General features: G+C 64.8%; 24 protein-coding genes, 1 tRNA gene and 1 pseudogene. 10 read left to right on the top strand and 16 right to left on the bottom strand.

Annotation, left to right across the window (positions count from 1 at the left end):
- Positions 1-4: 4 nt before the first annotated feature.
- Entirely contained in the window at positions 5-787 is a 783-nt protein-coding gene (locus IVB26_RS09600) for a MetQ/NlpA family ABC transporter substrate-binding protein (protein WP_247971437.1), read from the bottom strand.
- Positions 788-1150: 363 nt separating this feature from the next.
- Here IVB26_RS09600 and IVB26_RS09595 point away from each other — a divergent pair, with 363 nt between their 5' ends.
- Complete coding sequence (locus IVB26_RS09595; RefSeq protein ID WP_247971436.1) at positions 1151-2938, top strand: peptide ABC transporter substrate-binding protein; 1788 nt, start codon at positions 1151-1153, stop codon at positions 2936-2938.
- 1319 nt (positions 2939-4257) lie between these two features.
- Here the strand turns inward: IVB26_RS09595 and IVB26_RS09590 are convergent.
- From IVB26_RS09590 to mnmA, 10 genes and pseudogenes are all read right to left on the bottom strand, one after another.
- Positions 4258-5157: an NmrA family NAD(P)-binding protein gene (locus IVB26_RS09590; protein ID WP_247971435.1), complete on the bottom strand. Its 900-nt coding sequence runs from the start codon at positions 5155-5157 to the stop codon at positions 4258-4260.
- Between the two features lie 173 nt (positions 5158-5330).
- On the bottom strand, positions 5331-5831 hold the full coding sequence (locus IVB26_RS09585; protein ID WP_247971434.1) for a winged helix-turn-helix transcriptional regulator: 501 nt from the start codon (positions 5829-5831) through the stop codon (positions 5331-5333).
- A 430-nt stretch (positions 5832-6261) separates the two neighbouring features.
- A complete protein-coding gene (locus IVB26_RS09580; RefSeq protein WP_247971433.1) occupies positions 6262-7149 on the bottom strand; it encodes a LysR family transcriptional regulator in 888 nt (295 codons plus the stop codon).
- 432 nt (positions 7150-7581) lie between these two features.
- Entirely contained in the window at positions 7582-7869 is a 288-nt protein-coding gene (locus tag IVB26_RS09575; RefSeq protein ID WP_247971432.1) for a DUF2934 domain-containing protein, read from the bottom strand.
- A 235-nt stretch (positions 7870-8104) separates the two neighbouring features.
- A complete protein-coding gene (locus tag IVB26_RS09570; RefSeq protein ID WP_247971431.1) occupies positions 8105-8290 on the bottom strand; it encodes a hypothetical protein in 186 nt (61 codons plus the stop codon).
- The gene (locus tag IVB26_RS09565; protein ID WP_246932127.1) at positions 8287-8448 is read right to left on the bottom strand and encodes a DUF2934 domain-containing protein; all 162 of its coding nucleotides are present in this window, start codon (positions 8446-8448) and stop codon (positions 8287-8289) included. Before IVB26_RS09565 ends, IVB26_RS09570 begins: the two co-directional genes overlap by 4 nt.
- A 231-nt stretch (positions 8449-8679) precedes the next feature.
- Positions 8680-8756: transfer RNA gene (locus tag IVB26_RS09560), tRNA-Met, on the bottom strand.
- A gap of 267 nt (positions 8757-9023) precedes the next feature.
- Positions 9024-9379, bottom strand: a pseudogene (locus IVB26_RS09555) (hypothetical protein).
- A 136-nt stretch (positions 9380-9515) separates the two neighbouring features.
- Positions 9516-10154, bottom strand: coding sequence for a class I SAM-dependent methyltransferase (locus tag IVB26_RS09550; RefSeq protein ID WP_246932753.1), 639 nt, complete (start codon positions 10152-10154; stop codon positions 9516-9518).
- 247 nt (positions 10155-10401) lie between these two features.
- A complete protein-coding gene (gene mnmA, locus IVB26_RS09545) occupies positions 10402-11583 on the bottom strand; it encodes a tRNA 2-thiouridine(34) synthase MnmA (protein ID WP_247973125.1) in 1182 nt (393 codons plus the stop codon).
- A gap of 345 nt (positions 11584-11928) precedes the next feature.
- Between mnmA and IVB26_RS09540 the strand changes: the two genes are divergently transcribed.
- The 9 genes from IVB26_RS09540 to IVB26_RS09500 all read left to right on the top strand — a co-directional run bounded on the left by IVB26_RS09540 (position 11929) and on the right by IVB26_RS09500 (position 21683).
- Positions 11929-13557, top strand: a complete 1629-nt coding sequence (locus tag IVB26_RS09540) for a flagellar hook-length control protein FliK (RefSeq protein WP_247971430.1) — start codon at positions 11929-11931, stop codon at positions 13555-13557.
- A 12-nt stretch (positions 13558-13569) separates the two neighbouring features.
- Positions 13570-14277, top strand: a complete 708-nt coding sequence (locus IVB26_RS09535) for a flagellar hook assembly protein FlgD (protein WP_247971429.1) — start codon at positions 13570-13572, stop codon at positions 14275-14277.
- A 402-nt stretch (positions 14278-14679) separates the two neighbouring features.
- The gene (sciP, locus tag IVB26_RS09530) at positions 14680-14955 is read left to right on the top strand and encodes a CtrA inhibitor SciP (RefSeq protein ID WP_002714638.1); all 276 of its coding nucleotides are present in this window, start codon (positions 14680-14682) and stop codon (positions 14953-14955) included.
- A gap of 193 nt (positions 14956-15148) precedes the next feature.
- Entirely contained in the window at positions 15149-16759 is a 1611-nt protein-coding gene (gene fliF, locus IVB26_RS09525) for a flagellar basal-body MS-ring/collar protein FliF (protein ID WP_247971428.1), read from the top strand.
- Positions 16760-16777: 18 nt separating this feature from the next.
- Complete coding sequence (fliG, locus tag IVB26_RS09520; RefSeq protein ID WP_247971427.1) at positions 16778-17875, top strand: flagellar motor switch protein FliG; 1098 nt, start codon at positions 16778-16780, stop codon at positions 17873-17875.
- Positions 17875-18498: a FliH/SctL family protein gene (locus IVB26_RS09515; RefSeq protein ID WP_247971426.1), complete on the top strand. Its 624-nt coding sequence runs from the start codon at positions 17875-17877 to the stop codon at positions 18496-18498. The genes fliG and IVB26_RS09515 overlap by 1 nt, the downstream gene beginning before the upstream one ends.
- A 3-nt stretch (positions 18499-18501) precedes the next feature.
- Positions 18502-18852 carry a flagellar motor switch protein FliN gene (gene fliN, locus IVB26_RS09510; RefSeq protein ID WP_018641467.1) on the top strand — a complete coding sequence of 117 codons (351 nt, stop codon included), beginning with the start codon at positions 18502-18504 and terminating at the stop codon, positions 18850-18852.
- A gap of 39 nt (positions 18853-18891) precedes the next feature.
- Positions 18892-20277 (top strand): sigma-54-dependent transcriptional regulator FlbD, encoded by a 1386-nt coding sequence (gene flbD / locus IVB26_RS09505; RefSeq protein WP_247971425.1) that lies wholly within the window; start codon positions 18892-18894, stop codon positions 20275-20277.
- 257 nt (positions 20278-20534) lie between these two features.
- Entirely contained in the window at positions 20535-21683 is a 1149-nt protein-coding gene (locus IVB26_RS09500) for a M20 family metallopeptidase (RefSeq protein WP_247971424.1), read from the top strand.
- Positions 21684-21853: 170 nt separating this feature from the next.
- On the opposite strand, the gene IVB26_RS09495 is transcribed toward IVB26_RS09500, so the two are convergent.
- From IVB26_RS09495 to ssuD, 5 genes are all read right to left on the bottom strand, one after another.
- Entirely contained in the window at positions 21854-22012 is a 159-nt protein-coding gene (locus tag IVB26_RS09495; protein ID WP_164718287.1) for a hypothetical protein, read from the bottom strand.
- Positions 22013-22109: 97 nt separating this feature from the next.
- Complete coding sequence (locus tag IVB26_RS09490) at positions 22110-22691, bottom strand: flavin reductase family protein (RefSeq protein ID WP_247971423.1); 582 nt, start codon at positions 22689-22691, stop codon at positions 22110-22112.
- Between the two features lie 33 nt (positions 22692-22724).
- A complete protein-coding gene (locus IVB26_RS09485) occupies positions 22725-23561 on the bottom strand; it encodes an ATP-binding cassette domain-containing protein (RefSeq protein WP_247971422.1) in 837 nt (278 codons plus the stop codon).
- 20 nt (positions 23562-23581) lie between these two features.
- Positions 23582-24388: an aliphatic sulfonate ABC transporter permease SsuC gene (gene ssuC, locus IVB26_RS09480; protein ID WP_247971421.1), complete on the bottom strand. Its 807-nt coding sequence runs from the start codon at positions 24386-24388 to the stop codon at positions 23582-23584.
- The gene (ssuD, locus tag IVB26_RS09475; RefSeq protein ID WP_247971420.1) at positions 24385-25551 is read right to left on the bottom strand and encodes an FMNH2-dependent alkanesulfonate monooxygenase; all 1167 of its coding nucleotides are present in this window, start codon (positions 25549-25551) and stop codon (positions 24385-24387) included. The genes ssuC and ssuD overlap by 4 nt, the downstream gene beginning before the upstream one ends.

The following is a 25551-nucleotide window of genomic DNA, read 5'->3' as shown; positions in this document are numbered from 1 at the left end:
TTGCCTACCAGCTCGGCAGCACCGCGCCCTTGAACTTGGTCAGGACGAACTCCTTGACCTCCGACGTGTGATAGCTGTCGACGAGGATCTTGACCCAGGGCTTGTCCTTGTCGGCGGCGCGCACGGCGATCAGGTTGACGTAGGGGCCCTTCGGGTCCTCGCGCAGGATCGGATCCTTGACCGGATCGAGGCCGGCCTGGGTTGCATAATTGGTGTTGATCGCGGCGGCGTCGACATCGTCGAGTGCGCGCGGCGCCTGTGCCGCGTCGACCTCGATGAATTTCAGCTTCTTGGGATTTTCGGTGATGTCGAGCACCGTCGGCTTGAAGCCGGTGCCGTCCTTCAGCTTGATCACGCCCTTGTCGCGCAGCAGCAGCAGCACGCGGCCGCCATTGGTCGGATCGTTCGGGATCGAGACCTTGCCGCCTTCGGGAATGTCGGCGAACGCCTTGTGCTTCTTCGAGTAGACGCCGATCGGAAAATTCACGGTCAGGCCGACGGCCTCGAGCTTGTAGCCGCGGTCGGCCTTCTGGTTGTCCAGGTAAGGCTGGTTCTGGAACGAATTGGCCTGGATGTCGCCGGCATCGAGCGCGGCGTTCGGCACGACATAGTCCGAGAACTCGATGAGCTGGATGTCGAGGCCGTTCTTCGCCGCAATCGGCTTCACCGCCTCGAGGATCTGCGCATGCGGCCCCGGCGTCACACCGATCTTGATGGTCTCGGCGGCAGCGCTCGCCGACCACGCGGCCAGGATGGTTGCAAGGATCAGGGGAAGGCGAAACGACATCTTGGTCTCCGAAGGTCTAGAGCAGCGAGTGGAACCGTATTCGCTTCTCCGTAGGCCGAAATCAATGAAATGGATATCCATATTGAGTGCTTGCGGCGGGCACGCGTTCTCCATTCGGCAGCAAACGCGAAACGAATTCACGGGGCTGCGGCCACGCCGCCCGCGCGGTCCGGCGCGACCTTTAAGCAGCAAGTTCGCACCTAGTTCGTCGCCTGGGTCGTTCCGGCGGCGGTCGAGTCCGTGGCCCTGCAAGGACCTTCCCATCGTCATTTCGTCGCATGGCCCTGCGGCCACGCCAGCATTGCCGCCTCTTGCATGATGCCACATGATGCGGCGGCAATTAGCTTCGAGATGGAGGGTCTGATGAACGAGAACGAAATCCAGAATCTGGTCGCGGAGGTGAAGCAAGGCACGCTGTCGCGACGCTCGTTCATCCAGAAGGTGGCCGCGATCGGAATCGCAGCTCCCATCGCGAGCCAGATCCTGGTCTGGCACGACGTGGCGATGGCGGATGCCACCTTGCCCTACAAGCCGACCAAGGCCGGCGGCGGCGGCCCGCTGAAAATGCTGCTCTGGCAGGCCCCGACCCTGCTCAATCCGCATTTCGCGATCGGAACCAAGGACCAGATCGCCTCGCGCGTCTTCTTCGAGCCGCTCGCCGGCTGGGACAAGGAGGGCAATCTGATCCCCTGCCTCGCCGCCGAGGTTCCGACCAAGCAGAACGGCGGCCTCGCCGCCGACGGCATGAGCGTGGTCTGGAAGCTGAAGCAGGGCGTCAAGTGGCATGACGGCAAGCCCTTCACCGCCGACGACGTCGTCTTCACCTGGGTCTATGCCGCCGATCTCGCCACGGCCGCCTACAGCACGGGATCCTACAAGGACATCAAGGTCGAGAAGATCGACGACCATACGGTCAAGGTGTTCTTCAAGGCGCCGACGCCGTTCTGGGCCGATCCCTTCGTCGGTTCGGTCGGCCAGATCCTGCCAAAGCATCATTTCGGCGACTATGCCGGCGCCAAGTCGCGCGAGGCGCCCGGCAATCTGAAGCCGGTCGGCACCGGCCCGTACAAATTCGTCGAGTTCAAGCCCGGCGACCTGATCCGCGCCGAACGCAATCCCGACTACCACATCAAGAACCAGCCGCATTTCGACACGCTCGAGATCAAGGGCGGCGGCGATGCGGTGTCCGCGGCGCGCGCCGTGCTGCAGACCGGCGAATATGACTTTGCCTGGAACATGCAGGTGGAGGAGGAGGTGCTCAAGCGCATGGAGGCGAGCGGCAAGGGCAAGCTCGACGTCACGCCGTCGGGCAATGTCGAGTTCATCATCCTCAACACGACGGACCCCTGGACCGAGGTCGACGGCGAGCGTTCGAACGCCAAGACCAAGCACCCGACGCTGTCCGATCCAGCCGTGCGCAGCGCGATCAACCTGTTGATCGATCGCGACTCGATCCAGAAATTCATCTACGGCCGCGGCGGCGTCGCCACCGCGAGCTTCGTCAATGCGCCCAAGCAGTTCAAATCGCCCAAGCTCAAATACGAGTTCAGCATCGACAAGGCCAACAAGCTCCTCGACGAGGCCGGCTGGAAGAAGGGCGCGGACGGCATCCGCGAGAAGGACGGCAAGAAGCTCAAATACGTGTTCCAGACCTCGACCAACGCGCCGCGCCAGAAGACGCAGGCCATCATCAAGCAGGCTTGCGAGAAGGCCGGCATCGACATCGAGATCAAGTCGGTCACCGCATCGGTGTTCTTCTCCTCCGATGTCGGCAACCCCGACACCTATTCCAAATTCTATGCCGACATGGAGATGTACAACACGACGCAGCCGCAGCCAGATCCGGAACGCTTCCTGAACCAGTGCGTCTCCTGGGAGGTCGCCACCAAGGACAACAAATGGCTCGGCCGCAACATCTCGCGCTGGTCCACTCCCGAAGCCGACAAGGCCTACAAGGACGCGCAGAACGAGCTCGACCCCGTCAAGCGCGCCGCGCTGCTGATCAAGGTCGACGAGACCTTCTGCGACGCCCACGTCTTCCTGCCGCTGCTCTCGCGCAACATCGTCAACGCCGAGGTCAACAGCCTCATGGTGGACATCTCGGGCTGGGACACCATCACGTGGAATCTGGCGGCGTGGTATCGGGCCTGAGGGGACGGGCGCGCGTGTCCCGGACAAGCTGCAACGCGGAAGCGTTGCAGCGCAGAGCCGGGACCCAGAAGGCGACACGGCATGATGCGGAGAGATGGGCCCCGGCTCTGCAGCGCACCGTCACACCGGACGATGCTTCGCATCGCCGGGGCGACGCTGCGCTGCGTCCGGGGCACGAGAGCTGAGTGAGGGCGCACGCTCTCTCCACATCGTCATTGCGAGCGCAGCGAAGCAATCCAGAGTCCTTCCGCGGAGGGACTCTGGATTGCTTCGTCGCAAGGGCTCCTCGCAATGACGGAGTATGAGGCGATAGCTCGTTCTCCAAGTAACGCTGTCATTCCCCGCGAAGGCGGGGAATCCAGTACGCCGCGCCCTCTCGATTCAACCACTGGCGTCTCGGAGTACTGGATCGCCCGGTCAAGCCGGGCGATGACACCGAGTGTGTGGCCGCTGCAGTGTCGTAGGGTGGGCAAAGCGAAGCGTGCCCACGTATCTTTCGCGACCGAGAGAACGGTGGGCACGGCGCAAGAGCGCCTTTGCCCACCCTACGATATCGAATTTGTGACACGGAGCTCGACTCACAGACATGCCTTCGCATTCTCGCGGCTTGAACCACCCGAGCTTTGCTTCGTCTCGTCCCCCTCTGAAATTCAAGAGGGCGCAGGGAAGGCCGGGTGCCGGCAGGCACCCGCGGTCTGCTGCGCGAATAATGCGCAAAGGAGACCGCACAGCAGCATACAGGTGTCGCCGATCACTCGGCCTTCCCTGCGCGATGGTCGGACGGCTTATGCCGTGCTCTCCCGGGAGCCGAACTTTCCTTCTGGCCTCCCTCGCCCCGCGATTGCATAATGCAGTCTGCCCGGTTGGGCTCGCTCGCACCCTCGCGACAGGCTTGACCGTGGCAACGACGGCCAGGACCACACGGTTTTGCCGTACGCACGGCCCGCCATTTCGCCGCAGTTTTCCCAGCCCTGTCGACAAAGCTGGAAACTTACAGGCGAGACGAACCTAGCAGCGCCGCTCGTCTGCACGAAGCCTCGGGCTCACAGGGACTACCCGCCCTGCCCGCACCTCTCATGCCGACGCTGCCGCGTCCACCGCAGGCCCGGCTCGCGATGCGTGACGACACAAGATCGCCCCTCTTGGATGAGCCGGGATGGACGACACATACGCCGAAACCGAATTTCGGTAAAGTGGAATATTTTTGCGCGGAGGGGTTGACGAGATGCCGGGTGTTTTGCCCGACGGGCAGTAACGGCCTCAGCCTTTAGACCGGGTGGGTTCGCCAAGGTGAACTAGATCACGGAAGGGCTCCGCACTCAGAGCTGAAGCTTTCCTGTTTCCAGGGCTTCGCGCAACGATATCGGACGAACGCCGGTGATCTGTTCAATCATGTCGTTCGGTGGGAGCGGCTTCATTTGTTTAAGGGCGGCCGAGACCGACGAGATGTGCCCCGCCATATCCGCGTTCATTCGCGAATCCCCAGCGCTGAGTGCAATGAGATGATCTCGCCACGCTTGCTGCGAAATGCATTCGTGACGCAGCTTGAGGCCGAGAAAATCCCCAACAATGCCGAACAACTCGGATTGCGTGTACTGGTGGGGACTTCCGGGATACACCGCCGGTCCGCCCTCGAATTTTTCGGGAGTGAGAAGCGCTGCCACGGCAATCCGCGCGCAGTCCTCACCAGCGATCCAACTCACGGGGATATCGGGAAAGGCGTTTCGAACGATGCCATCCCGCCTGATGTCGCCCCGATGCAGCATCTCCAGGTTTTCGATGAACACCGCCGCGATGCGCAGGTGAAGGCATTCGAATCCCGCCCATTCAAGCAGGTCCTCCGCGAGCCATTGCGCTCGTCCGAGGTGGCTCGGGCTCTGCGGGTGGGACGGCCCCATCGACATCACGACAAGCCGCTTCAGCCCGGTGCACCGGCCGGCCGATGCGAAGTTGGCCGCGGCATCCACGATCCCGCCGGCGATCGGATAGGTGAAATAGGCCGTCTCAATGCCATCGAGCGCCTGGATGAGCGACAAGCGATCGTGGAGATCGGCCTGTACAACCTCGGCTCCGCTGGCCCGCAGCGCATCGGCTCTCTCGTCCAGGGTCCTGACCAGCGCCCTGACCCGAATGTTGCGCTCGAGCAGTGAGCGAGCAACAATCCCGCCCGTACCGCCATGGCGACCCGTCGCGCCAACTACAAGAATGGGCTTTTCCATCTCTTAATCTCTCCGTGATCCGGTTCGGCTTGGTCGGGGGCTATGCGCCTGTGAATGCTGGTTGCCGCTTTTCAAGCGCTGCACGGGTTCCCTCGCTCGCGTCCCACCTCTCCTCGACGTTCGATCCGAAAGCTGGTCATCGTCGTCACCCCTTCCGAAATTATTGCCGCTCATCACTCCGCAGAGCTCTCGAGATGAGCAGAAAGCATCGCCATTCGCTGCTTTTGCAGCCGTTTGCTCGGCTCCGTGCGAAGGGTTTCCATGGAGACCTCCTCTCGGCACTCCGAGCACACCATCACAGGCCGCGTGATGTGGCCGCAGCTGACGTGTCGGAATGGGTTCGGGGATCCGCGACCATCATGGAGCCACGCGTCGCCCCAGTTCATGATCGCGATCAGAACAGGACGAAGGTCACGGCCCTTGGGGGTCAGCTCGTATTCGAAACGGCTCGGCCGCTCCGAATAGGAACTCTTGCTCAAGATATCCTCATCCACCAGCCGCTTGAGACGGGACGAGACGATCTGAGGCGTGCCTCCCGTGTAAGCCACAAATTGCTCGAAACGACTCGTCCCGAAGAACGCCTCTCGAACGAGAAGCATCGTCCAGCGATCGCCAAGGATCGCCATTGATCTGGCTACCGAGCAGTGCTGGTCAGCAACATCGTCCCAACGCATCGTCACCTCTAACTATTAAAATCATAGTGATAGATATTAAAATCATAGTCAATAATGAACTTGGAGCGTGTTGCTCTTCGGGGCGCGGGAAGGGCGAGCCGGAAACAAGGTCATAGCCACACCGCACGAGGCTGCGGAGGCGATCAACAACTACGGATTTTTCCAAGCCGCCAGCGGCAAGAGCCCGACGGATTTTTTCCGTCTTGCAGGGACGCGAATGACCGAAGCCATCGCCCCTTGCCGCGGATGCTGGTACCCCCGGAGCCGCGACGGCTGATCGCGCGCGCCGGATGCATGTGGCCGCACCTCATCACTTTGCCGAATTACAGTGAGAGCTCGTAGGATGGGTAGAGCGAAGCGAAACCCATCGATACTACCCGGTGTGAAGAGTGATGGGTTTCGCTTCGCTCTACCCATCCTACGCACCCCCTCACCCAGCCTCAAACGCCCCCCGCGCCGCCTTCACCGTCGACGCGATGAACCGATGCACTTCCTGCACCCGCCGCGTGCCGTGCGTGTCGGGATGTGACGTCAGCCAGTAGCTCCGCACGAAGCGCACCTCGGGCAGCAAGCGGCGCAGTTCGGGATAACGGCTTGCGGCGTAGTCGTGCAGGATGCCGATGCCGTGGCCGGCGCGGACTGCCTCGATCTGCGCGACGATGCTGCCGCATTCGTAGCGGCGGGACATCAGGCGGCCGAGGGCGGCGGCATAGTCGAGGGCGCGGCTATAGGCGAAATCCTCGATGTGGGTGACGAACAGGCGGCCGGCGAGATCGGCCTGTGCCTCGATCGGGCCCTCGCGCTCGAGATAGGCTCGCGAGGCGTAGACGCTGAGGCTGTAGTCGGTGAGCTTGGACAGGATGAGCCGGCCCTGCTTCGGCCGGTCCAGCGTGATGGCGATATCGGCCTCGCGGCGCGACAGCGAGAACGTGCGCGGCAGCGGCACGAGCTGGATGACCAGTCCCGGATAACGCGCGGCCAATGCGCCGAGATGCTCGGCGAGGAAGAAATTGCCAAGGCCATCGGGCGCGCCGACGCGCACCGTGCCGCTGATGGTGTCCGCGCTGCCGCCGATGCTGGCGCCGACTTTGAGAAACTCGCTTTCCGCACGCTCGGCCGCCTGGACCAGGGCCTCGCCGGCGGCGGTCAGCGTGCAGCCGGCGGTGTGCCGCTCGAGCAGCTTTGCCTTCAGGCTCTTCTCCAGCGCGGTCAGCTGACGCGCCACCGTGGTGTGGTTCAGGCGCAGGTTCTTCGACGCCTTGAGGATCTGCCCGGCGCGCGCGACCTCCAGGAATATCCTTACCCGCTCCCAATCCATTGACAGCACCCTCTAAGACCACGCTGGCCAGAACGACCCTTCTTGCAAAACGGAGGCATTTTATCGTTCATCGATGGTAGCTGGGAGGACGCGAACCCCTGACCCTAAGGTCAGGATTCCCGTGCTCTAAACAGCTGAGCTACCGGCACAGGGATCGCGGCGGCGAAGAAGGCTGATCTTACGAACGCGCGGCACCCCGCCATCCTCTTTTCCACTGTGTGCTTCAGATCACAGCAGAATCGTGCACCTCCGCCTACAATGACCGCGCATGGCCGCAAACAAGGTAACGGCGGTACGCTCGAGGCTGCGGAGGCGATCAACAGCTACGGACTTTTCCAGGCCGCCAGGGTGAACAACCCGGCGGCTTTTTTCTTGATTGCAACACGGCAAGGGGGGAGTCCTGGGCATGACGCCCTGTCGCAAAGCTCGCTTCTATCGTTTCGGGGACGCGTCGGACGACTTCCGCTCCTCGCGTTCGTCCTCCAGCTGCCGTTCCGCTTCGAGCCAGAACTCCAGCTCGCGACCCGTTGGCCGGCCGGCCTGCTCCCAGAGCTCGTACGCACGCGCGCGCACCTGACCGCGCCGCATCATGCGACGGAGCTTTCGCGTCAGCTCTTCGGCGAAACTCCTGAAGCGCTGGCCCGTGGTTTCGTCCTTGACGAGCGCGGCCGCTCGCGTTGCGAGTTCGATCTGGTGCTCGATCTTTTTCTGCTCGTCCACCGCCGACACTGCCGTGGGATAAGGATTGTCTTCAGAGCCCGTGCTGGTCAGACACTGAATTCCTTTCGGGGATGGTCTGTTCCCTCAGGTGCAGCGCGTAGCCAGTAGGATGGGTAGAGCGAAGCGAAACCCATCAAGTCCGGGCGAAGAGGCAATGATGGGTTTCGCAAGGGCTCTACCCATCCTACGCGCTCCGCTAACCCACCCTACGCACCATCGCATCCGGCCGACGCCGTCAGTGCCACGTCGTGTCGGCTTCGACGATCACCACCCGTATCTCGGGATCTTCGGTCGTGTTGCAGGTGCAGGGCATGCCCTCACCGCAGCGGCAGCCGCCGAGCTGTTCGCTCCAGACCCGGAGCGGATGGTTTTCGCAGACCCAGCCCAGACCCTGGCAGAATGGGCAATTCTTGTCGGTCACAGCGTATCCGGCGTCCGCAACGTGTTCGACTTGTCCTCGTTGCGCAGCTCCTGCTCGGCGGCGCGCCAAAATTCGTCCTCGCGGCCTTCGGGCTTGCCGGCTTGCTCCCACAAGCGGTGCGCGCGGTCTCTGATCTCTTGCTCGGTCGGCTCGGACAATTGCATCTCCTGCTTGTGAAGCGCGGCCCCAGCCTGGGGGGTATGAGGGGCATGGAGGCGGGGCCGCGCAGGCCAGCAATCGGCGGCGAAGCTGGCCCGCGGATTCAAGCGTCGATCCTGCGCGGGAGTTCCTAGTCGCGGATGCGCGAGGCGACGACGCGACGGACAATGTGCGCCGTGCGGCTTGGCGCCCAAGCCGGGCCTGATAGATCGGACGTGAGGAGATTGAATTGGTAGCGGGAGAGGGACTCGAACCCCCGACCCCAGGATTATGATTCCCGTGCTCTAACCAGCTGAGCTACCCCGCCACAGGGTCGCGAACCGCCTGATACGGCCGATCTCGCGAACGCGCGGCATATAAAGAAGGGGGCGGCGGGAAGTCAAGCAAAGTGGTCCGCCTTTTTCCGCCTTCGCCAAGGCTGCGACGGGACAAGCCGCCTTGTGAATACGGCTCTTTTTCAATGAGTTCGTCATGGCCGGGCTTGTCCCGGCCATCCACGGCCTTCGCTGCAATCCCAAGAACGTGGATGCCCGGGGCAAGCCCGGGCATGACGGCATTTGGGATGAAACGAGGCCTATTTCGGCCTTACATTCGGGTCGCCGCCGGGGCTGCCGGGGGCGGGATCACCGGGGTGTTGCCGCCGGTGTCGGGGGCCGGGGCGTGCATGTCGGGATCGACGCCGGAAGGCGGGCAGAGCACGCCGTCGGACTTTGCCAATTTGTCGCCGAGCGGTTCCCGGGACTGGCCGGTTGTGGTGCCGTCGGCCTGGCGGTTGGGCCGGTCCTGCGGCGTGCAGTTCGCGGCATGTTGCGGGGATGGCGGCGCGGTCGCTTGCGGCGGCGTCGCCGGGGCGGGTGGGGCCTGCGCGATCGCGCTGCCAGAGGCAGCGATCAGAAGGCCAGCCAAGATGATGTTTGATGTCGTGCGCATGGGAGGGAAACGCGCGGGGCGGGCGGGCTGTTCCCGGCCGCAATGCGATGTGATCGGGGGTTTAACCGATGCCAGCCGCGGGCGCGCTTCACCTCTCCCATTGGGAGAGGTCGGCACTGCCCCGTGTCGTTTGGAATCACGCCTTCCGGTAGCGGATCAGCGAAAAGTGCCCCATCGGCGGCATCGGGCGGCGCTCGGCCAGCGTGATGCCGCCATGTCTGGCCGCCCAGCCCTCGAGGCGAGCCCACGGGAATTCCGGGCGCCAGCCGAGGCGGCGGGCGATGGGCGCGAAGGCGAGCTCGAACAGTTTGCGCGGGCCGGTCTCCGCGCCGATGTGATTGACGAGGATCAGCTCGCCGCCGGGTTTGAGCACGCGCACGAACTCGTCGAGCGTGCCTTCGGGATCGGGCACGGCGGTGATGACATATTGCGCGACCACCGCGTCGAAGAAGTTTTCGGGGAAGGCGAGGTTTTTCGCATCCATCACCGAGAGCACCTCGACATTGGAGAGGCGCAAGCTCCGCACGCGCGCCTGCGCCTTGCGCAGCATCGGCTCGGAAATGTCGACGCCGCAGATCTTCGTGGTGCGCGAATAGTCGGACAGCGACAGCCCGGTGCCGACGCCGACATCGAGGATGCGGCCGCCGATGCGGTCGGCCTCGGCGATGGTCGACTGCCGGCCGGCGTCGAACACCTTGCCGAACACGAGATCGTACACCGGCGCCCAGCGGCCATAGGCCTTCTCGACCCCGGCCCGCGAGATGTCTGCTGCCATGCCCCTGCCCTAACAAAAACCCTGGAGAGTAATAGCCGTTGCTGAGATCAAATCCAGCCCCGCGCGTGGTCCGAGCCTCTCCCGCTTGCGGGAGAGGTCGACACGCTCGCAAGAGTGTGGCGGGTGAGGGCTTTATCCTCTCGCGAGATATCGCGTGTTGAGAAAGCCCTCTCCCCAACCCTCTCCCGCAGGTGGGAGAGGGAGCGCACTTCCGGCGTCGCGAGAGTGCCGTCCGATCTCATGATGTTCAGCCGCGCACGGCTTCCGCGAGCGGTCTTGCCGTGTCGCTCGCGACCTTCGCGGCGGCGCTCTGGATGAAACCGCCGCCAAGCACGCGCGCCTGCCCGCTGGCTGCGTCGTAGAACACGCAGGCTTGCCCGGGCGAGACGCCTTCCTCGCCGGCGACGAGCTCGACCTCGTAATGACCATTGCCGCCGCGCAGCCATGCCGGCTGGGGGCTGCGGGTCGAGCGCACGCGAACGAACAGCTCGAGGCCGCCGCCGATGGCGCTATCAATGTCACCGTCGCCGATCCAGTTGACGTCGCGCAAGGAGATGCGATGCATCTTCAATGCATCGCGCGGGCCGACGACGACGCGGCGGTTAGCTGCCTCCAGCCGCACCACGAACAGCGGCGCGTGAGCTGCGATGCCGAGGCCGCGGCGCTGGCCGACGGTGAAATTGGCGATGCCGTTGTGCCGGCCGAGCACGCGCCCGTCGAGATCGACGATGTCGCCGGGGTCCATCGCGTTCGGACGCAGGCGCGTGATGATGTCGGTGTAGCGGCCCGTCGGCACGAAGCAGATGTCCTGGCTGTCGTGCTTGTCGGCGACGCTGAGGCCATAGCGCCGCGCCAGCTCACGCGTCTCCGGCTTGGTCATGTCGCCGAGCGGGAAGCGCAGGAAGTCGAGCTGCTCCTGCGTGGTCGCGAACAGAAAGTAGCTCTGGTCGCGGTCGCTGTCGGCGGCGCACACCAGCGCGCGCGAGCCGTCGTCGCGGCGGCGCGAGGCGACGTAATGGCCGGTGGCGAGCGCCTGCGCGCCGAGCTCGCGGGCGGTCTTCAGCAAGTCGCGGAACTTGACCGAGCGGTTGCACTCGATGCACGGCACCGGCGTTTCACCAAGGGCATAGGAGTCGGCGAAATTGTCGATGACGGATTCGCGAAAGCGGTCCTCGTAGTCGAGCACGTAATGGGGAATGCCGAGCTTGGCCGCGACGTCGCGCGCGTCGTGGATGTCCTGGCCGGCGCAGCAGGCGCCCTTGCGATGCGTCGCCGCGCCATGGTCGTAGAGCTGCAGCGTGATGCCGACGACATCGTAGCCTTCCGCCTTCAAAAGCGCAGCCGTCGTCGAGGAGTCGACGCCGCCCGACATGGCGACAACGACCCTGGTGTCCTCAGGACGGCCTTCGAGATCCAGACTGTTGCGCATAGGCCTTAAGGGTTGTGGCGGCGGCGTGCGGCGATCCGCGATGTCATGCTTCTCGCGGGACATCGGCGATCCCCGGGAACTTCAGTTCCCGAAAGGCACGACTGCCCGGTCGAAAGCGGCTGAGAGTAACCTCTTTAATATAGGCGGCATTCCGGTGAAGCAATCACAGGGGCGGCCAGCTTAGGGCAATTCTTGCCGGGCAGGCAGAAATGGCGGGGCGCGGCAGGCCCCGCGGTGGCGCCCCGAAATCATCAAGCTATTGATTTTTATGTATAAATTCACACTAGGCGACGCTGGCCCGCTCCTTGCTCCCCTGATGCCGAAGATGTTTCCAAGGGGTCGCCTGTGGTCGGTCGTACGTCAGATGTCGTGGCAAGCGTGCAGGTTTCGAGCGCGCAGCAAAAGCCTGCCCGGTCGCAGAGCTCCAAAGAGCCGTCCGCGAACGATAGCTTCGGCTCGCTGGTCGACAGCAACACCCAGGCGATCAGCACCAATGCGGCCACGCAGGCGGAAAGCGCGCCGCGGCGGAGCGATTCGTCCTCGTCCTCCGCGGACAAGGGCCCGCGCGACACCTCCTCCACGGATCAATCCTCGCAGAGCAAGGCGAGCGACGACACCGACACATCCGCCGCGGCCAGGGACGACAAGACGAGCGATACGAGCACCGATCCGGCCAAGGACGCCGGCCAGGCCAAGGACAAGGTCAAGGACAAGTCCGAGACATCCGACGCCAAATCGGCTGAGACGTCCGAGGAGACCAAGGGCGACAAGACCGAGGCCACCGATGGGCTCGCCGTCTCCGTCGATGCCGCGGCGACCGCGGCGATCGACGCGGCGCAGGCCGCCTTGCCGGATCCCAACGCGATCGTGGTTGCCGCACCTAGCGTCCCGGCCGAGCCGAACCCGACTGCGAACCAGGCCGCCACCTCCTCGCCGCTGACGATCGCCGCCGCCGGCATCGCCGCCAGCGCCTCGACCGCGGCCCAGATCGCGGGCGTCAGGACCGACACCGCGACGCCCGGCGACAAGAGCGCCAAGACCGCCGGCGCCAAGGTCGACGCCGACACCTCGGCGACGCTGGCCGATGCCGCAACCGGTGCAACCGACGCGGGCGCGACCGACGCCAAGCCGAGCAGCGGACTGATCCCCGTCAATCCCGGCACGCCGAAGACCTCGTTCCAGGCTGTCGCCACCGCGCAAGGACAGGCCGACGTTTCCAATATCGGCCAGGACACCGGCAAGGCGAACGACGCCACGACACCAGCGCCGGGCGCTGCGACCGCCAGCGCCGCCACGCATGCGCAAAGCGCGAAGCCGCAGGCCGATGGCGCCGTGACCGAGGCCAAGGCCGGTGCCGCCGACCGCACCGCCGATGCGACCCCGGGCGCGCCGACGACGCCTGCTCATGCGGGCACGCAAGCCACCGTCACTCCAGCCGACACCAGCGCGCAGGCCGCCTCCGCCGTGCAGGCGCCGCTGACCAATGCGACCTCGACCGCCTCCGCATCGACCGCGACGCTGACCGCGACCGCGGCCACCGCGACGGCGGTGCCGATCAACGGCGTTCCGGTCGAGATCGCGGCCGCGATCCGCTCCGGCAAGTCCCGCTTCGACATCAGCCTCGATCCGGCCGAGCTCGGCCGCATCGACGTTCGCATCAATGTCGACCGCGCCGGCAACGTCACCTCGCATCTCACCGTGGAGAAGCCGGAGACGCTGCAGATGCTGCGCCAGGACGCGCCGCAATTGCAGCGCGCACTCGACGATGCCGGCCTCAAGACCGGCAGCAACGGGCTGTCCTTCAGCCTGCGCGACCAGAATTCATCGGGCCAGAACTCCGGCCAGAACAACGACAATGGCGGCAATGCCCGCCGGCTGATCATCAGCGAGGACGACAATGTTGCTGCCGCACCCGTCGGGCGCGGCTACGGCCGCATGTACGGGCCGAGCAGCGGCGTCGACATCAGAGTGTAGGGAGTATTCGACATGACCACCACGACTGGCGCCACCGCTCCTTCCGTCGTCTCCGGGACCACCGATCTCCCGAAATCTTCCTCGTCGAACTCGCTGGGCTCGACCACGGGATCGACGCTTGCCGGCAACTTCCAGACCTTCCTGACGCTGCTGACGACGCAGCTGCAGAACCAGAACCCGCTCGATCCGCTCGACACCAACCAGTTCACCCAGCAGCTGGTGCAGTTCGCCGGCGTCGAGCAGCAGCTCAAGACCAACGATTCGCTGGCCCAGCTCGTCACCCTACAGCAGACCACGCAGGCGACCCAGGCGCTGGGCTTCGTCGGCAAGACCGCCCTGGTCGACGGCTCGACCGCGACCATGACGAAGTCGTCGGCGACCTGGCATCTCAACGTGCCCAGCGACTCCACCGTCGACATCACCGTCGCCAATGCCAGCGGCCAGACCGTGTTCACCGGCAAATACACCGCCGCCGCCGGCACCGACATTCCCTTCACCTGGAACGGCATGGGCAATGACGGCACGCAATGGCCCGACGGCAAATACACGATCTCTGCCACGGGCAAGGATGTCGCGAACAACAATGTCGGCATCGCCGCCCAGGTGCAGGGCGTGGTGTCGTCGGTCGACCTGACCCAGTCGCCGCCGCTGCTCACCATCGACGGCGCCAGCTACACCCTGAGCCAGGTCAAGAGCATCATCGCGACAAGCAGCAATTAGACCGGACACGAGCCATATATTCGGTGTCATCCCCGCGAAGGCGGGGATCCATAACCACAGGAAGAAATTTGACGAAGATTGGTGGTTAAGAAGTCATTCTCGGGACTGCTACCTGCATCCCATCGTTAGATCACGCGGTATGGATCCCGGGCTCGCGCTGCGCGCGCCCCGGGATGACAGTTGAGAGCTTCGCAGCGCCCGCGCGCTGGCTCCATTCGTTAGTAAAGTATTTACGAAGTCCCCTCGACCGGCCCGGACACACCCGTTCCGCCGGCCGACACGGCGGCGTTCCAGCCATTTTCAACGAGAATTGTATTGAAGCCTTAGGCTTAGCGGATTTTTAAGCCGCCGGGCGTAGGGTTACGGGCGTGAGTTCAGTGGTTGAGAGTTTGTGAGTACGCCATGACAGAACCCCATCGCCCGAGGGTAAAATACGTCATCGGGCCGGACGGTAGTCCGTTGACGATCGCGGATCTGCCAGCACCCGGCACCAAACGCTGGGTCATCCGCCGCAAGGCCGAAGTCGTCGCCGCCGTTCGTGGTGGACTTCTTTCGCTCGAGGAGGCCTGCAGCCGTTATACCCTGACGGTCGACGAATTCCTCTCCTGGCAGTTTTCCATCGACCAGCATGGTCTGGCGGGTCTTCGCACCACCCGTATCCAGCAATATCGCCAGTAAGGCGATCCGGAAAACTGCGGCTTTTGACGAAAATCGGCCTCGCCCTGCGAGGCCGATTTTTTTCATATCGCTGTTTGGCGCTACTTTTGTCCGACCTCTTAACCTTCGTTAACCATATCGAAACCATCCCCTAGGCAATAATTGCCCAGTCGGCCTTTCCGGTGAAAGCGGCCGAATCTGTTGGGGCGGTTGCTTGCAAGGTCTTGCGGACTTTCTGAAGAGTATCGGCGCCGCCCGGTTCGGGGCGATGATCGCGGTCACCGCCGCGCTCATCGGCTTTTTCGCGTTCGTCATCATGCGTGTCACCACGCCGCAGATGACGACGCTGTTCACCGACCTCAGCGTCGAGGATTCCTCCGGCATTATCAAGGACCTGGAACGCCAGGGCATCCAGTTCGAGATCCGCAACGAGGGCTCCATCATCATGGTGCCCAAGGACAAGGTCACCCGGCTGCGGATGAAGCTCGCCGAGGGCGGCCTGCCCAAGGGCGGCGGCGTCGGCTATGAGGTGTTCGACAAGTCGGACGCGCTCGGCACCACCTCTTTCGTCCAGAACATCAATCACCTCCGCGCGCTGGAAGGCGAGCTCGCCCGCACCATCCGCGCCATCGACCGCATCCAGGCTGCCCGCGTCCATCTGGTGCTGCCCGAGCGCCCGCTGTTTGCGCGCGAGGCGCCGGAGCCGTCGGCCTCGATCGTGGTCCGCGTCCGCGGCTCGCTGGAAGCCCAGCAGATCCGCGCCATCCGCCACCTCGTCGCCTCCGCGGTCAACGGCCTGAAGCCGCAGCGGGTCTCGATCGTCGACGAGGCCGGCCAGCTGCTGGCCGACGGCGCGGCGGCCGATCCGGAGCAGGCGGTCGGCGACGAGCGCCGCATCTCCTTCGAGAAGCGGATGCGCAAGCAGGTCGAGGACATCGTCTCCTCCGTGGTCGGCACGGGCCGTGCCCGCGTGCAGCTCGCCGCCGATTTCGACTTCAACAAGGTCACCCAGACCTCGGACAAGTTCGATCCCGAAGGCCGGGTGCTGCGCTCGAGCCAGACCCGCGAAGAGCAGAGCATGACCGCCGACAACAACGGCCAGGTCACCGTCAACAACGAGCTCCCCGGCAACCAGCAGAACAATGGCGTCGCGGCCAAGGACCAGAGCAAGAAGAGCGAAGAGACCAATAATTACGAGATCTCCCGCACCACCAAGACGGAGGTGACCGAGGCCGGCCGGGTCAACCGCATCTCGGTCGCGGTGCTGGTCGACGGCATCTATTCCAAGAACGACAAGGGCGAGCTGGCCTATCAGGACCGCACCAAGGAGCAGCTGGACCGCATCGCCGCGCTGGTGCGCTCGGCCATCGGCTTCGACCAGAAGCGCGGCGACCAGGTCGAGGTCGTCAATCTGCGCTTTGCCGATGCGCCCTCCAGCGCCCCGATCGGCGAACCTGGCGGCTTGCTCGGCATGCTCCAGTTCACCAAGGACGACGTCATGTACTTCGTCGAGCTCGGCGTGATGATGCTGCTCGGCCTGATCGTGCTGTTCCTGGTGATCCGCCCGCTGGTCAAGCGCATCCTCGCCTCCGACGAGGTCGCCGCCGCCATCTCCGGCGTTCTCGCCGGCCCAGGAGCTTCCGAAGAGGCCGCGCCGGCCACCCAGCCGCTGCTGCCGAGCGGCGCCGCCAGCGCGATCGACGTCGCCACCATCCAGGGCCAGGTCCACGCCCAGTCCGTTCATCGCGTCGGCGAGCTCGCCGAGCGCAACCCCAACGAAACCGTCGCCATCGTCCGCCAATGGCTGAGCGAATCCGCAAAATAATACGAGAAGTGATCTGACATGGCCGCCGCATTGCAAAACGCCAACAGCAACGACATCACCAGCGTGATCTCCACGCTCGGTCAGCGTGCCAACACAAGGTCAAAGGACGGCAAGCCGGCCGAACAATTGTCCGGGCCGAAGCGCGCCGCGATCCTGATGCTCGCGCTCGGCGAGCAATATGGCGGCAAGATCTGGGGCCTGCTCGACGACGACGAGGTGCGCCAGCTCTCGCTGGAAATGTCGACGCTCGGCACCGTCGAGGTCGACACCGTCGAGGACATGCTGCTCGAATTCGTCTCGCGCATGTCGGCCTCCGGCGCGCTGATGGGCAATTTCGACGCCACCGAGCGCCTGCTGCAGCAATATCTGCCGCCGGAGCGCGTCAACGGCATCATGGACGAGATCCGCGGCCCTGCCGGGCGCAACATGTGGGAGAAACTCTCCAACGTGCAGGAAGAGGTCCTCGCCAACTACCTCAAGAACGAATATCCGCAAACCATCGCGGTCGTGCTGTCGAAGCTGAAGCCGGAGCACGCTGCGCGCGTGCTCGGCATCTTCCCCGAGGAGCTCGCGCTCGACGTCGTCAACCGCATGCTGAAGATGGAAGCGGTGCAGAAGGAGGTGATCGAGAGCGTGGAGAAGACGCTGCGCACCGAATTCATGTCCAATCTGTCCCAGACCCGCCGCCGCGACGCCCACGAGGTGATGGCTGAAATCTTCAACAATTTCGACCGCCAGACCGAAACCCGCTTCATCACCTCGCTCGAAGAGGACAACCGCGAATCGGCCGAGCGCATCAAGGCGCTGATGTTCACTTTCGACGACCTCGTGAAGCTCGATTCCGGATCGGCCCAGACCCTGATGCGCAACGTCGACAAGGACAAGCTCGGCGTCGCGCTCAAGAGCGCCAACGAGGACGTCCGCAACTTCTTCTTCGGCAACATGTCCTCGCGCGCGGCCAAGATGCTCCAGGACGACATGGCGGCGATGGGCCCGGTGCGCCTGCGCGACGTCGACGAGGCCCAGGCGCTTCTGGTCAACCTCGCCAAGGACCTCGCCGCCAAGGGCGAGATCATGCTGACCAAAAACCGCGCCGACGACGAACTGGTGTATTGATGGCCGCTCCGGCGAAATTCCTGTTCGATACCGACTTCGCGGCGCCCGAGCGGGCGACGCGCGAGAAGGCCGCGACCGCCGCCGAGATCGCCCAGAAGGTCGCGGAAGCCGAAGCGCGCGCCTATCAGGAAGGCTTTGCCGCCGGCCAGCACGAAGCCAAGGCCGAGAGCGACCGCCGCGTCGCGCTCGCCTTGGAAGAGATCAACATCGGCATCCGCGGCATCGCGACCGGCATCGGCAACATCGAATCGAAGATGGAAACCGAGGCGGTCGACGTCGCGGTGGCGGTCGCGCGCAAACTGTGCGCCGACCTCGTCGCCGCGGAGCCGCTCGGTGAGATCGTCGCGCTGGTCAAGGACTGCTTCTCGCATCTGGTCGCGACGCCGCATCTCGTCGTCCGCATCAACGACGCGCTCTACGACGCGGCCCGCGACAAGATGGAGCGGCTCGCCAAGCAGAGCGGCTTCGAGGGCCGGCTGGTGATCCTGGCCGAGCCGGAGATTGCCACCGGCGACTGCCGGATCGAATGGGCCGATGGCGGAGTCGTGCTCGAGCGCGGCGCCATCGCGGCCAAGATCGACGAAATGGTCGGACGCTACGTCGCGTCCCGCAGGGGGAGTTAACCCATGAGCGACACCGACGGACAGGTCCCGCTGCCCGATCTCAACGGCCCGATGCCGCCTGCCGGCACTGATGTCGGCTACAACGAGGACGAATATGCGGCGCGCGCTGCCGCCGACCTCGAGGCCGTGTTCGACGTGCCGGTACAGGTGTCGGCGGTGCTCGGCCGCTCCAAGATGGACGTCAGCGAGCTCCTGAAGCTCGGGCCCGGCACCGTGCTCGAGCTCGACCGCCGCGTCGGCGAGGCCATCGACATCTACGTCAACAACAAGCTCGTCGCCCGCGGCGAAGTCGTCCTGGTCGAGGACAAGCTCGGTGTGACCATGACCGAAATCATCAAGACCGAACGCACGTGATAACGCGCAATAGCGCGACCAGACGGACAGGAGACTGACATGCGGCTTCTCATCGTTGGCACATTGAAGGGCCAGCTCACCACCGCCACCAAGATCGCGATGGACAACGGCGCCACCGTGACCCACGCCGAGGATCACGAGCAGGCGATGCGCGTGCTGCGCGGCGGCAAGGGCGCCGACCTCCTGCTGGTCGACGTCGCCCTCGACATCCGCGACCTCGTGATGCGGCTGGAAGCCGAGCACATCCATGCCCCGATCGTCGCCTGCGGCATCACCAACGACGCCCGCGCCGCGGTCGCCGCGATCCACGCCGGCGCCAAGGAATACATCCCGCTGCCGCCCGATCCCGAGCTGATCGCCGCGGTGCTCGCGGCCGTCGCCAACGATTCCCGCGAGCTGGTCTATCGCGACGAGGCGATGGCGAAGGTGATCAAGCTGGCGCAGCAGATCGCGGGCTCCGACGCCTCAGTGATGGTCACCGGCGAATCCGGCACCGGCAAGGAGGTGCTGGCCCGCTACGTCCACACCCGCTCGGCGCGCGCCAAGCGTCCCTTCATCTCGATCAACTGCGCCGCTATCCCTGAACATCTCCTGGAATCCGAGCTGTTCGGCCACGAGAAGGGCGCCTTCACCGGCGCGATCGCCCGCCGCATCGGCAAGTTCGAGGAGGCAACCGGCGGCACGCTGCTGCTGGACGAAATCTCGGAAATGGACGTCCGCCTGCAATCGAAACTGCTGCGCGCGATCCAGGAGCGCGTGATCGACCGCGTCGGTGGCACCAAGCCCGTGCCGGTCGACATCCGCATCATCGCGACCTCGAACCGCAATCTCGCCGAGGCCGTGCGCGAGGGCACGTTCCGCGAGGACCTGCTGTTCCGCCTCAACGTCGTCAACCTGAAGATCCCGCCGCTGCGCGAGCGACCCGCCGACATTCTGGAGCTCGCCCAGCATTTCGTGAAGAAATACGCCGAGGCCAACGGCGTGCCGCTGCGCCCGGTTTCGGCGGAAGCGCGCCGCGTGCTCTCGGCCAACCGCTGGCAGGGCAACGTTCGCGAGCTCGAGAACACCATGCACCGCGCGGTGCTGATGGCGCAGGGCGACGAGATCGGCCCCGACGCGATCATCACGCCGGATGGCGACCGCCTTGATCTCGCCAAGACCGCGCCGGCGGTGGCGCATGCGACCATGGCCGCCGAGCAGGTGACGCGCGCATTGGTGGGACGCACCGTGGCCGATGTCGAGCGCGACCTGATCCTGGAGACGCTGAAGCACTGCCTCGGCAATCGCACCCATGCCGCGAATATTTTGGGCATCTCGATCCGCACGCTGCGCAACAAGCTCAACGAATATTCCGACGGCGGCATCCCGATCCCGCCGGCGGGCACGCCCGGAGAATATCCGCGGATGCCGATGATGGGGGCGTGAGGCGGCGGCGAATATTGGGAGATGTGAATGCCCGGGCTGGTCCCGGGCATTTTTGTTTGAATGCAGGCTGCCAACCTCGTCATTGCGAGCGCAGCGAAGCAATCCAGAATCTTTCCGCGGTGACAGATTGGATTGCTTCGCTACGCTCGCAATGACGACGTTGAGAGCCCTCCTTGCATAACGGGACCGCGTTACGTGACTAGGCCATCCACACGCCAGGCCCTATAACCCCGCATGAGAACCACGCGAGGAACCACATGTCTGAAGCTCAAATCACGGACTGGCTGGCGACGCAGCGGCAGGCGATGATCGATCTGCTCCGCGATGTCGTGAACATCGATTCCGGCTCCTATGACAAGGAAGGCGTCGATGCGGTCGGGGCGCGGTTCGAGCGGCATTTTGCCGAGCACGGGATTCCGTGCCGGCGCGAGGCTGACGGCACCTTCGGCGACGCGATCCATGCCGAGGTGGCAAAGCCCGGCAGCAACGAGAAGCCGGTGCTGTTGATGGGACATCGCGACACCGTGTTCGGCAAGGGCGAGGCCGGGCGCCGTCCCTTCACCATCCGGGATGGCCGCGCCTATGGTCCTGGTGTCTCCGACATGAAGTCCGGTCTCGTCATGAACGTATTCGTGGCAACCGCCTTCCACAAGTTCGGCGGCAACCCGCATCCGATCAAGCTGCTGATCACCTCGGACGAGGAGATCGGCTCGCCCTCCTCCCGGCCCGTGATCGAGCGCGAGGGCCGCGCCGCCCGCGCCGTGTTCAATTCCGAGCCGGGCCGCCCCACCGGCAACGTCGTCACCGGGCGCAAGGGCGGCATCTTCATGCATCTGGCCATCACCGGCAAAGCCGCGCATTCCGGCGCCAATTTCGCCGCGGGCGTCAGCGCGATCGGCGAGCTCGCGCACAAGATCGTCAAGATCCACGCGCTCACCGATCTCGACAAGGGCATTACGCTGAATGTCGGCCTGGTCTCGGGCGGGCAGTCCGTCAACACCACGGCGCCCTCCGCCGAGGGTCAGATCGACTTGCGTTATGTCGACCCGGCCGATCGTGCGAGGGTGATGGAAGCGATCGAGACGATCGTCGCGACGTCCTATGTGCCGGGCACGAGCGCAACGCTGACCATCAAGGGCGAGTTCGTGCCGGTGGTGCAGAGCGCGGAGTCGAAAGCGCTGTTCGAAAGCTACCAGGCGGCTGCAAGGCAGGCCGGCCTCACCACGCTGCAAGGCGAGTTCTCCGGCGGCTGCGCCGATTCCGGTTTCACCGCCGCCGTGGGCACGCCGACCATCTGCGGCCTTGGCCCCGTCGGTGGCCTCGCGCACACGCCGGAGGAGTATCTGGAGATCGACAGCATCGTGCCGCGCGCGCAGACGCTGGCGCTGGCGATTTTGCGGGGATGAGCGAGGTGCCGTAGGGTGGATTAGCCGAAGGCGTAATCCACCAATTTCGTCCGGCACTCGCTGACACATGGTGGGTTACGCCTTCGGCTAACCCACCCTACGAAAGCTGCATGTTGGATGGAGGTCGTGGGCACGCTTCGCTTTGCCCACCCTACCAGACTTCCCGAGGTCTACGAATAACTCGGTGCATCCGGCTTGCGGAAGATGTGGATCGGGTCGCCGGGAATGATCACGGGCTGGCCTGAGAACATCGCGTAGGCGTAAAGCGCGAGATAGGCGATCGCGAGCGCGCCGACGGCGTAGAAGGCGAAGGTCGCGATGCGCTTCATCGATCCGCTCCATGGCCGCCCGAAACGGGAAGGCTTTAGGCGCTTCTAGAGCGATGACGGGGAAAAGACCAGCCTGCACGGCCCCGTCGGGCGGCGATCAAACGCCGCGCCGGCCGCGCGCGGGAAGGCTGACATCGGCAAGCCTGACCGCGTCCTCGTCCTGGTCGACCGCGACATACTGGCCGTGCCAATAGGCCAGCGCAGCGGTGCGGGTCGAGCTCTTGATGTCTCTGACACGGCCGATGACGATGCCGTGCGAGTGGCGCTCGACGATCTCCTCGACCTCGCAATCGAAGGCCGACAGCGCGCCGACCAGGAGCGGAACGCCCGAGACCGCCGTTACCCATTTGGCCCCGGCGAAGCGATCAGCGCCCTTCAGCCCGCCCTTGCCGGAAAAGCGCTCGGCGACGTCGAGCTGGTCGGCATTGAGGATGTTCACGCCGAAGGCGCCGTGGCGCCGGATCAGCGGAAAGGAGGAGGCATCGCGGTTGATGCTGACCAGCAGCGTCGGTGGCTCGACCGACAGCGAGGTCACCGAGGTCACCGTCATGCCGGTGATGTCCTTGCCCCGCCCGGCGGTGATGACGCTGACGCCGCCGGTGAGATGGCGCATGGCGCCGCGGAAATCGGCGGACGAGACGGGGATTTCAGTCATGAGATCGCGGGGCACTACATTCATGGCATTGCTCCCCCAGAACGGGGTTCCCTGTATTTAGGTACGATCGTCCGCCGACAACAGGTGGCTCAGGATCGAGCCTTCGAGGCCGGCAAGCTCGGCCGAACCGCGCTGACGCGGCCTGCCTGCGTTAACCGTGACGTCGTGGGCGATGCGGCCCTCCTCGATCACGAGCACGCGATCCGCCAGCGCGACCGCCTCGGAGACGTCGTGGGTGACGAGGATCGCGGTAAAGCCCTGGTCGCGCCAGACGCGCTCCAGCAGCCGCTGCATCGAGATCCTGGTCAGAGCGTCCAGCGCGCCGAGCGGCTCGTCGAAGGCGAGCACGCGCGGGCGGGAGACCAGCGCACGGCCGAGCGCGACGCGCTGCTTCTGGCCACCCGACAGCACCGACGGCCACTGGTCGCGCTTGTCGGCAAGTCCCACCTCGGTCAGCGCCTTCTCGGCCCGCGCATGCGCATCGTTGGAAGAACGATCGCGGCCGAGGCCAACCTCGACATTGGCGAGCACGCGCGCCCAGGGCAGGAGCCGCGGCTCCTGAAACATCACGCGGATGTCCTCGGGCTGGATATCCTGGCCAAAGCTGATGCTGCCGGCGTCGATCTTGTCCAGACCGGCGATGAGGCGCAGCAGCGTGCTCTTGCCGCAACCGCTCTTGCCGACGATGGCGACGAACTGGCCGGCGGGAATGTGCAGGTCGATGCCGCGCAGCACCTCGTTGTCGCCGAAGGATTTGCGCAAGCCACGGATGTTGAGCGGCAAGCCGCTAGCTTGCTGCGGCCGCTCCTCGCGCACCACACGGGCATGCGGCGCGAAATTGGCGCGGCTGGCAAAGTCGGTTTCCGGAAGGGAGCTACGAACGGCTGTCTGCATGTGATTCCCGGTATTTCTGTTCAACGTTTCCAATAGGCGGGGTGCCAGGAGAGCGTCAGGCGCTCCAGCACGCGGGAGGCGCTGTCGGCGAGCTTGCCGAGCAGGGCGTAGATCAGGATCGAGAGCACGACGACGTCGATCAGCATGAACTCGCGCGCCTGCATCGCCATGTAGCCGAGGCCTGAGGATGCCGCGATCGTCTCCGCAACGATCAGGGTCAACCACATGATGCCGAGCGCGAAGCGGATGCCGACGAAGATCGAGGGCAGCGCGCCCGGGAAGATCACCCGGCGGAACAGCTCGCCATCGGTCATGCCGTAGATGCGGCCCATCTCGATCAGCTGCGGATCGACGGTGCGGATGCCGTGCAGCGTGTTGAGGTAGATCGGGAAAAACACCCCGAGCGCCACCAGGAACAGTTTTGCGCTCTCGTCGATGCCGAACCAGAGGATGACGAGCGGGATCAGAGCGAGATGCGGCACGTTGCGCACCATCTGCAAGGTAGTGTCGGTGAGTTTTGCCGAGAGCTGCGACAGGCCGTTGGCGAGGCCGAACGCGAAGCCGATACTGCCGCCGATCAGAAAGCCGATCGAGGCGCGCCAGAACGAGACCCAGATGTTGCGAACGAGCTCACCGGAGAGCAGCAGCTTCCAACCTGAGAGCAGGACGTCGCTCGGCGCCGGCAGCACACGGGTCGGCACGAAGCCGGTGACGCTCGCGACCTGCCAGATCGCGATGATGGCGAGCGGCACGATCCACTGGATCAGGCCGTCGACCCGCGGCAGACGAAAGCTGCGCGGAAGTGAAACGCTGTCGATCAGGCTCATGACTGCGACACCCGATGCTGCGGACGAAAGTCGCTGCCGACCGTCTCGCCGAAAGGACCACCGTTGAAATGCAGCCTGGTCACGTTGCTCGGCTGCTCCAGCGCGAGCAGCGGGAAGACCAGCTCGGCGAAGCGATAGGCCTCCTCCAGATGCGGATAGCCCGACATGATGAAGGTATCGATGCCGATCTCCTGATACTCCCTGATGCGGGCCGCGACGGTCTCGGCATCGCCAACCAGCGCGGTGCCGGCACCGCCGCGCACGAGGCCGACACCGGCCCACAGGTTCGGGGCGATCTCGAGCTTGTCGCGCTGGCCGCCGTGGAGCTGCGCCATGCGCTGCTGGCCGACGGAATCCATGCGGGCAAAGTTCTTCTGCGCCAGCGCAATGGTCTCGTCGCTGACATGCTTGATCAGCTCGTTCGCCGCGCGCCAGGCCGCGTCATTGGTCTCGCGAACGATCACGTGAAGCCGAATGCCGAAGGAGAGTTTTCTGCCGCGCCGGCTGGCTGCCTCCCTCACCTTCGCGATCTTCTCGGCGACCAGCGCCGGCGGCTCGCCCCAGGTGAGATATTTGTCGACGGTGTCGACGGCGACGTCGATGCCGGCATCGGAGGAGCCACCGAAATAGAGCGGCGGCCGCGGCGCCTGCACCGGCGGGAACAAGAGCTTGCCGCCCTCGACATGGATGTGCTTGCCCTCGACATTGACGGCCTTGCCGGCGAGCAGGTCACTATAGACGCCCAGGAACTCGCGGGTGACTTCATAGCGTTCGTCATGGGACAGGAAGATGCCGTCGCCCTTGTTCTCGACGGGATCGCCGCCGGTGACGACGTTGACGAGGAGTCGACCGTTAGTGATGCGGTCGAGCGTCGCCGTCATGCGCGCCGCAACGCTCGGCGATTGCAGGCCGGGGCGGACCGCCACGAGATAGCGCAGCCGCTCGGTGAACGGCGCGACTGAAGAGGCGACGATCCAGGAATCCTCGCAAGAGCGTCCGGTCGGCAGCAGCACGCCGAAATAGCCGAGCTGGTCGGCGGCCTGTGCGATCTGCCGCAGATAGTTGAAGTTGACCTCGCGGCCGCCGATGCCGGTGCCGAGATAGCGGCCGTCGCCGTGGGTCGGCAGGAACCAGAGGATGTTGGCGTTGGGTTGCTTGCTCAT

The organism is Bradyrhizobium sp. 195, assembly GCF_023101665.1.
Lineage (GTDB): Bacteria > Pseudomonadota > Alphaproteobacteria > Rhizobiales > Xanthobacteraceae > Bradyrhizobium.
This window is presented reverse-complemented; position numbering and strand designations above follow the sequence as displayed.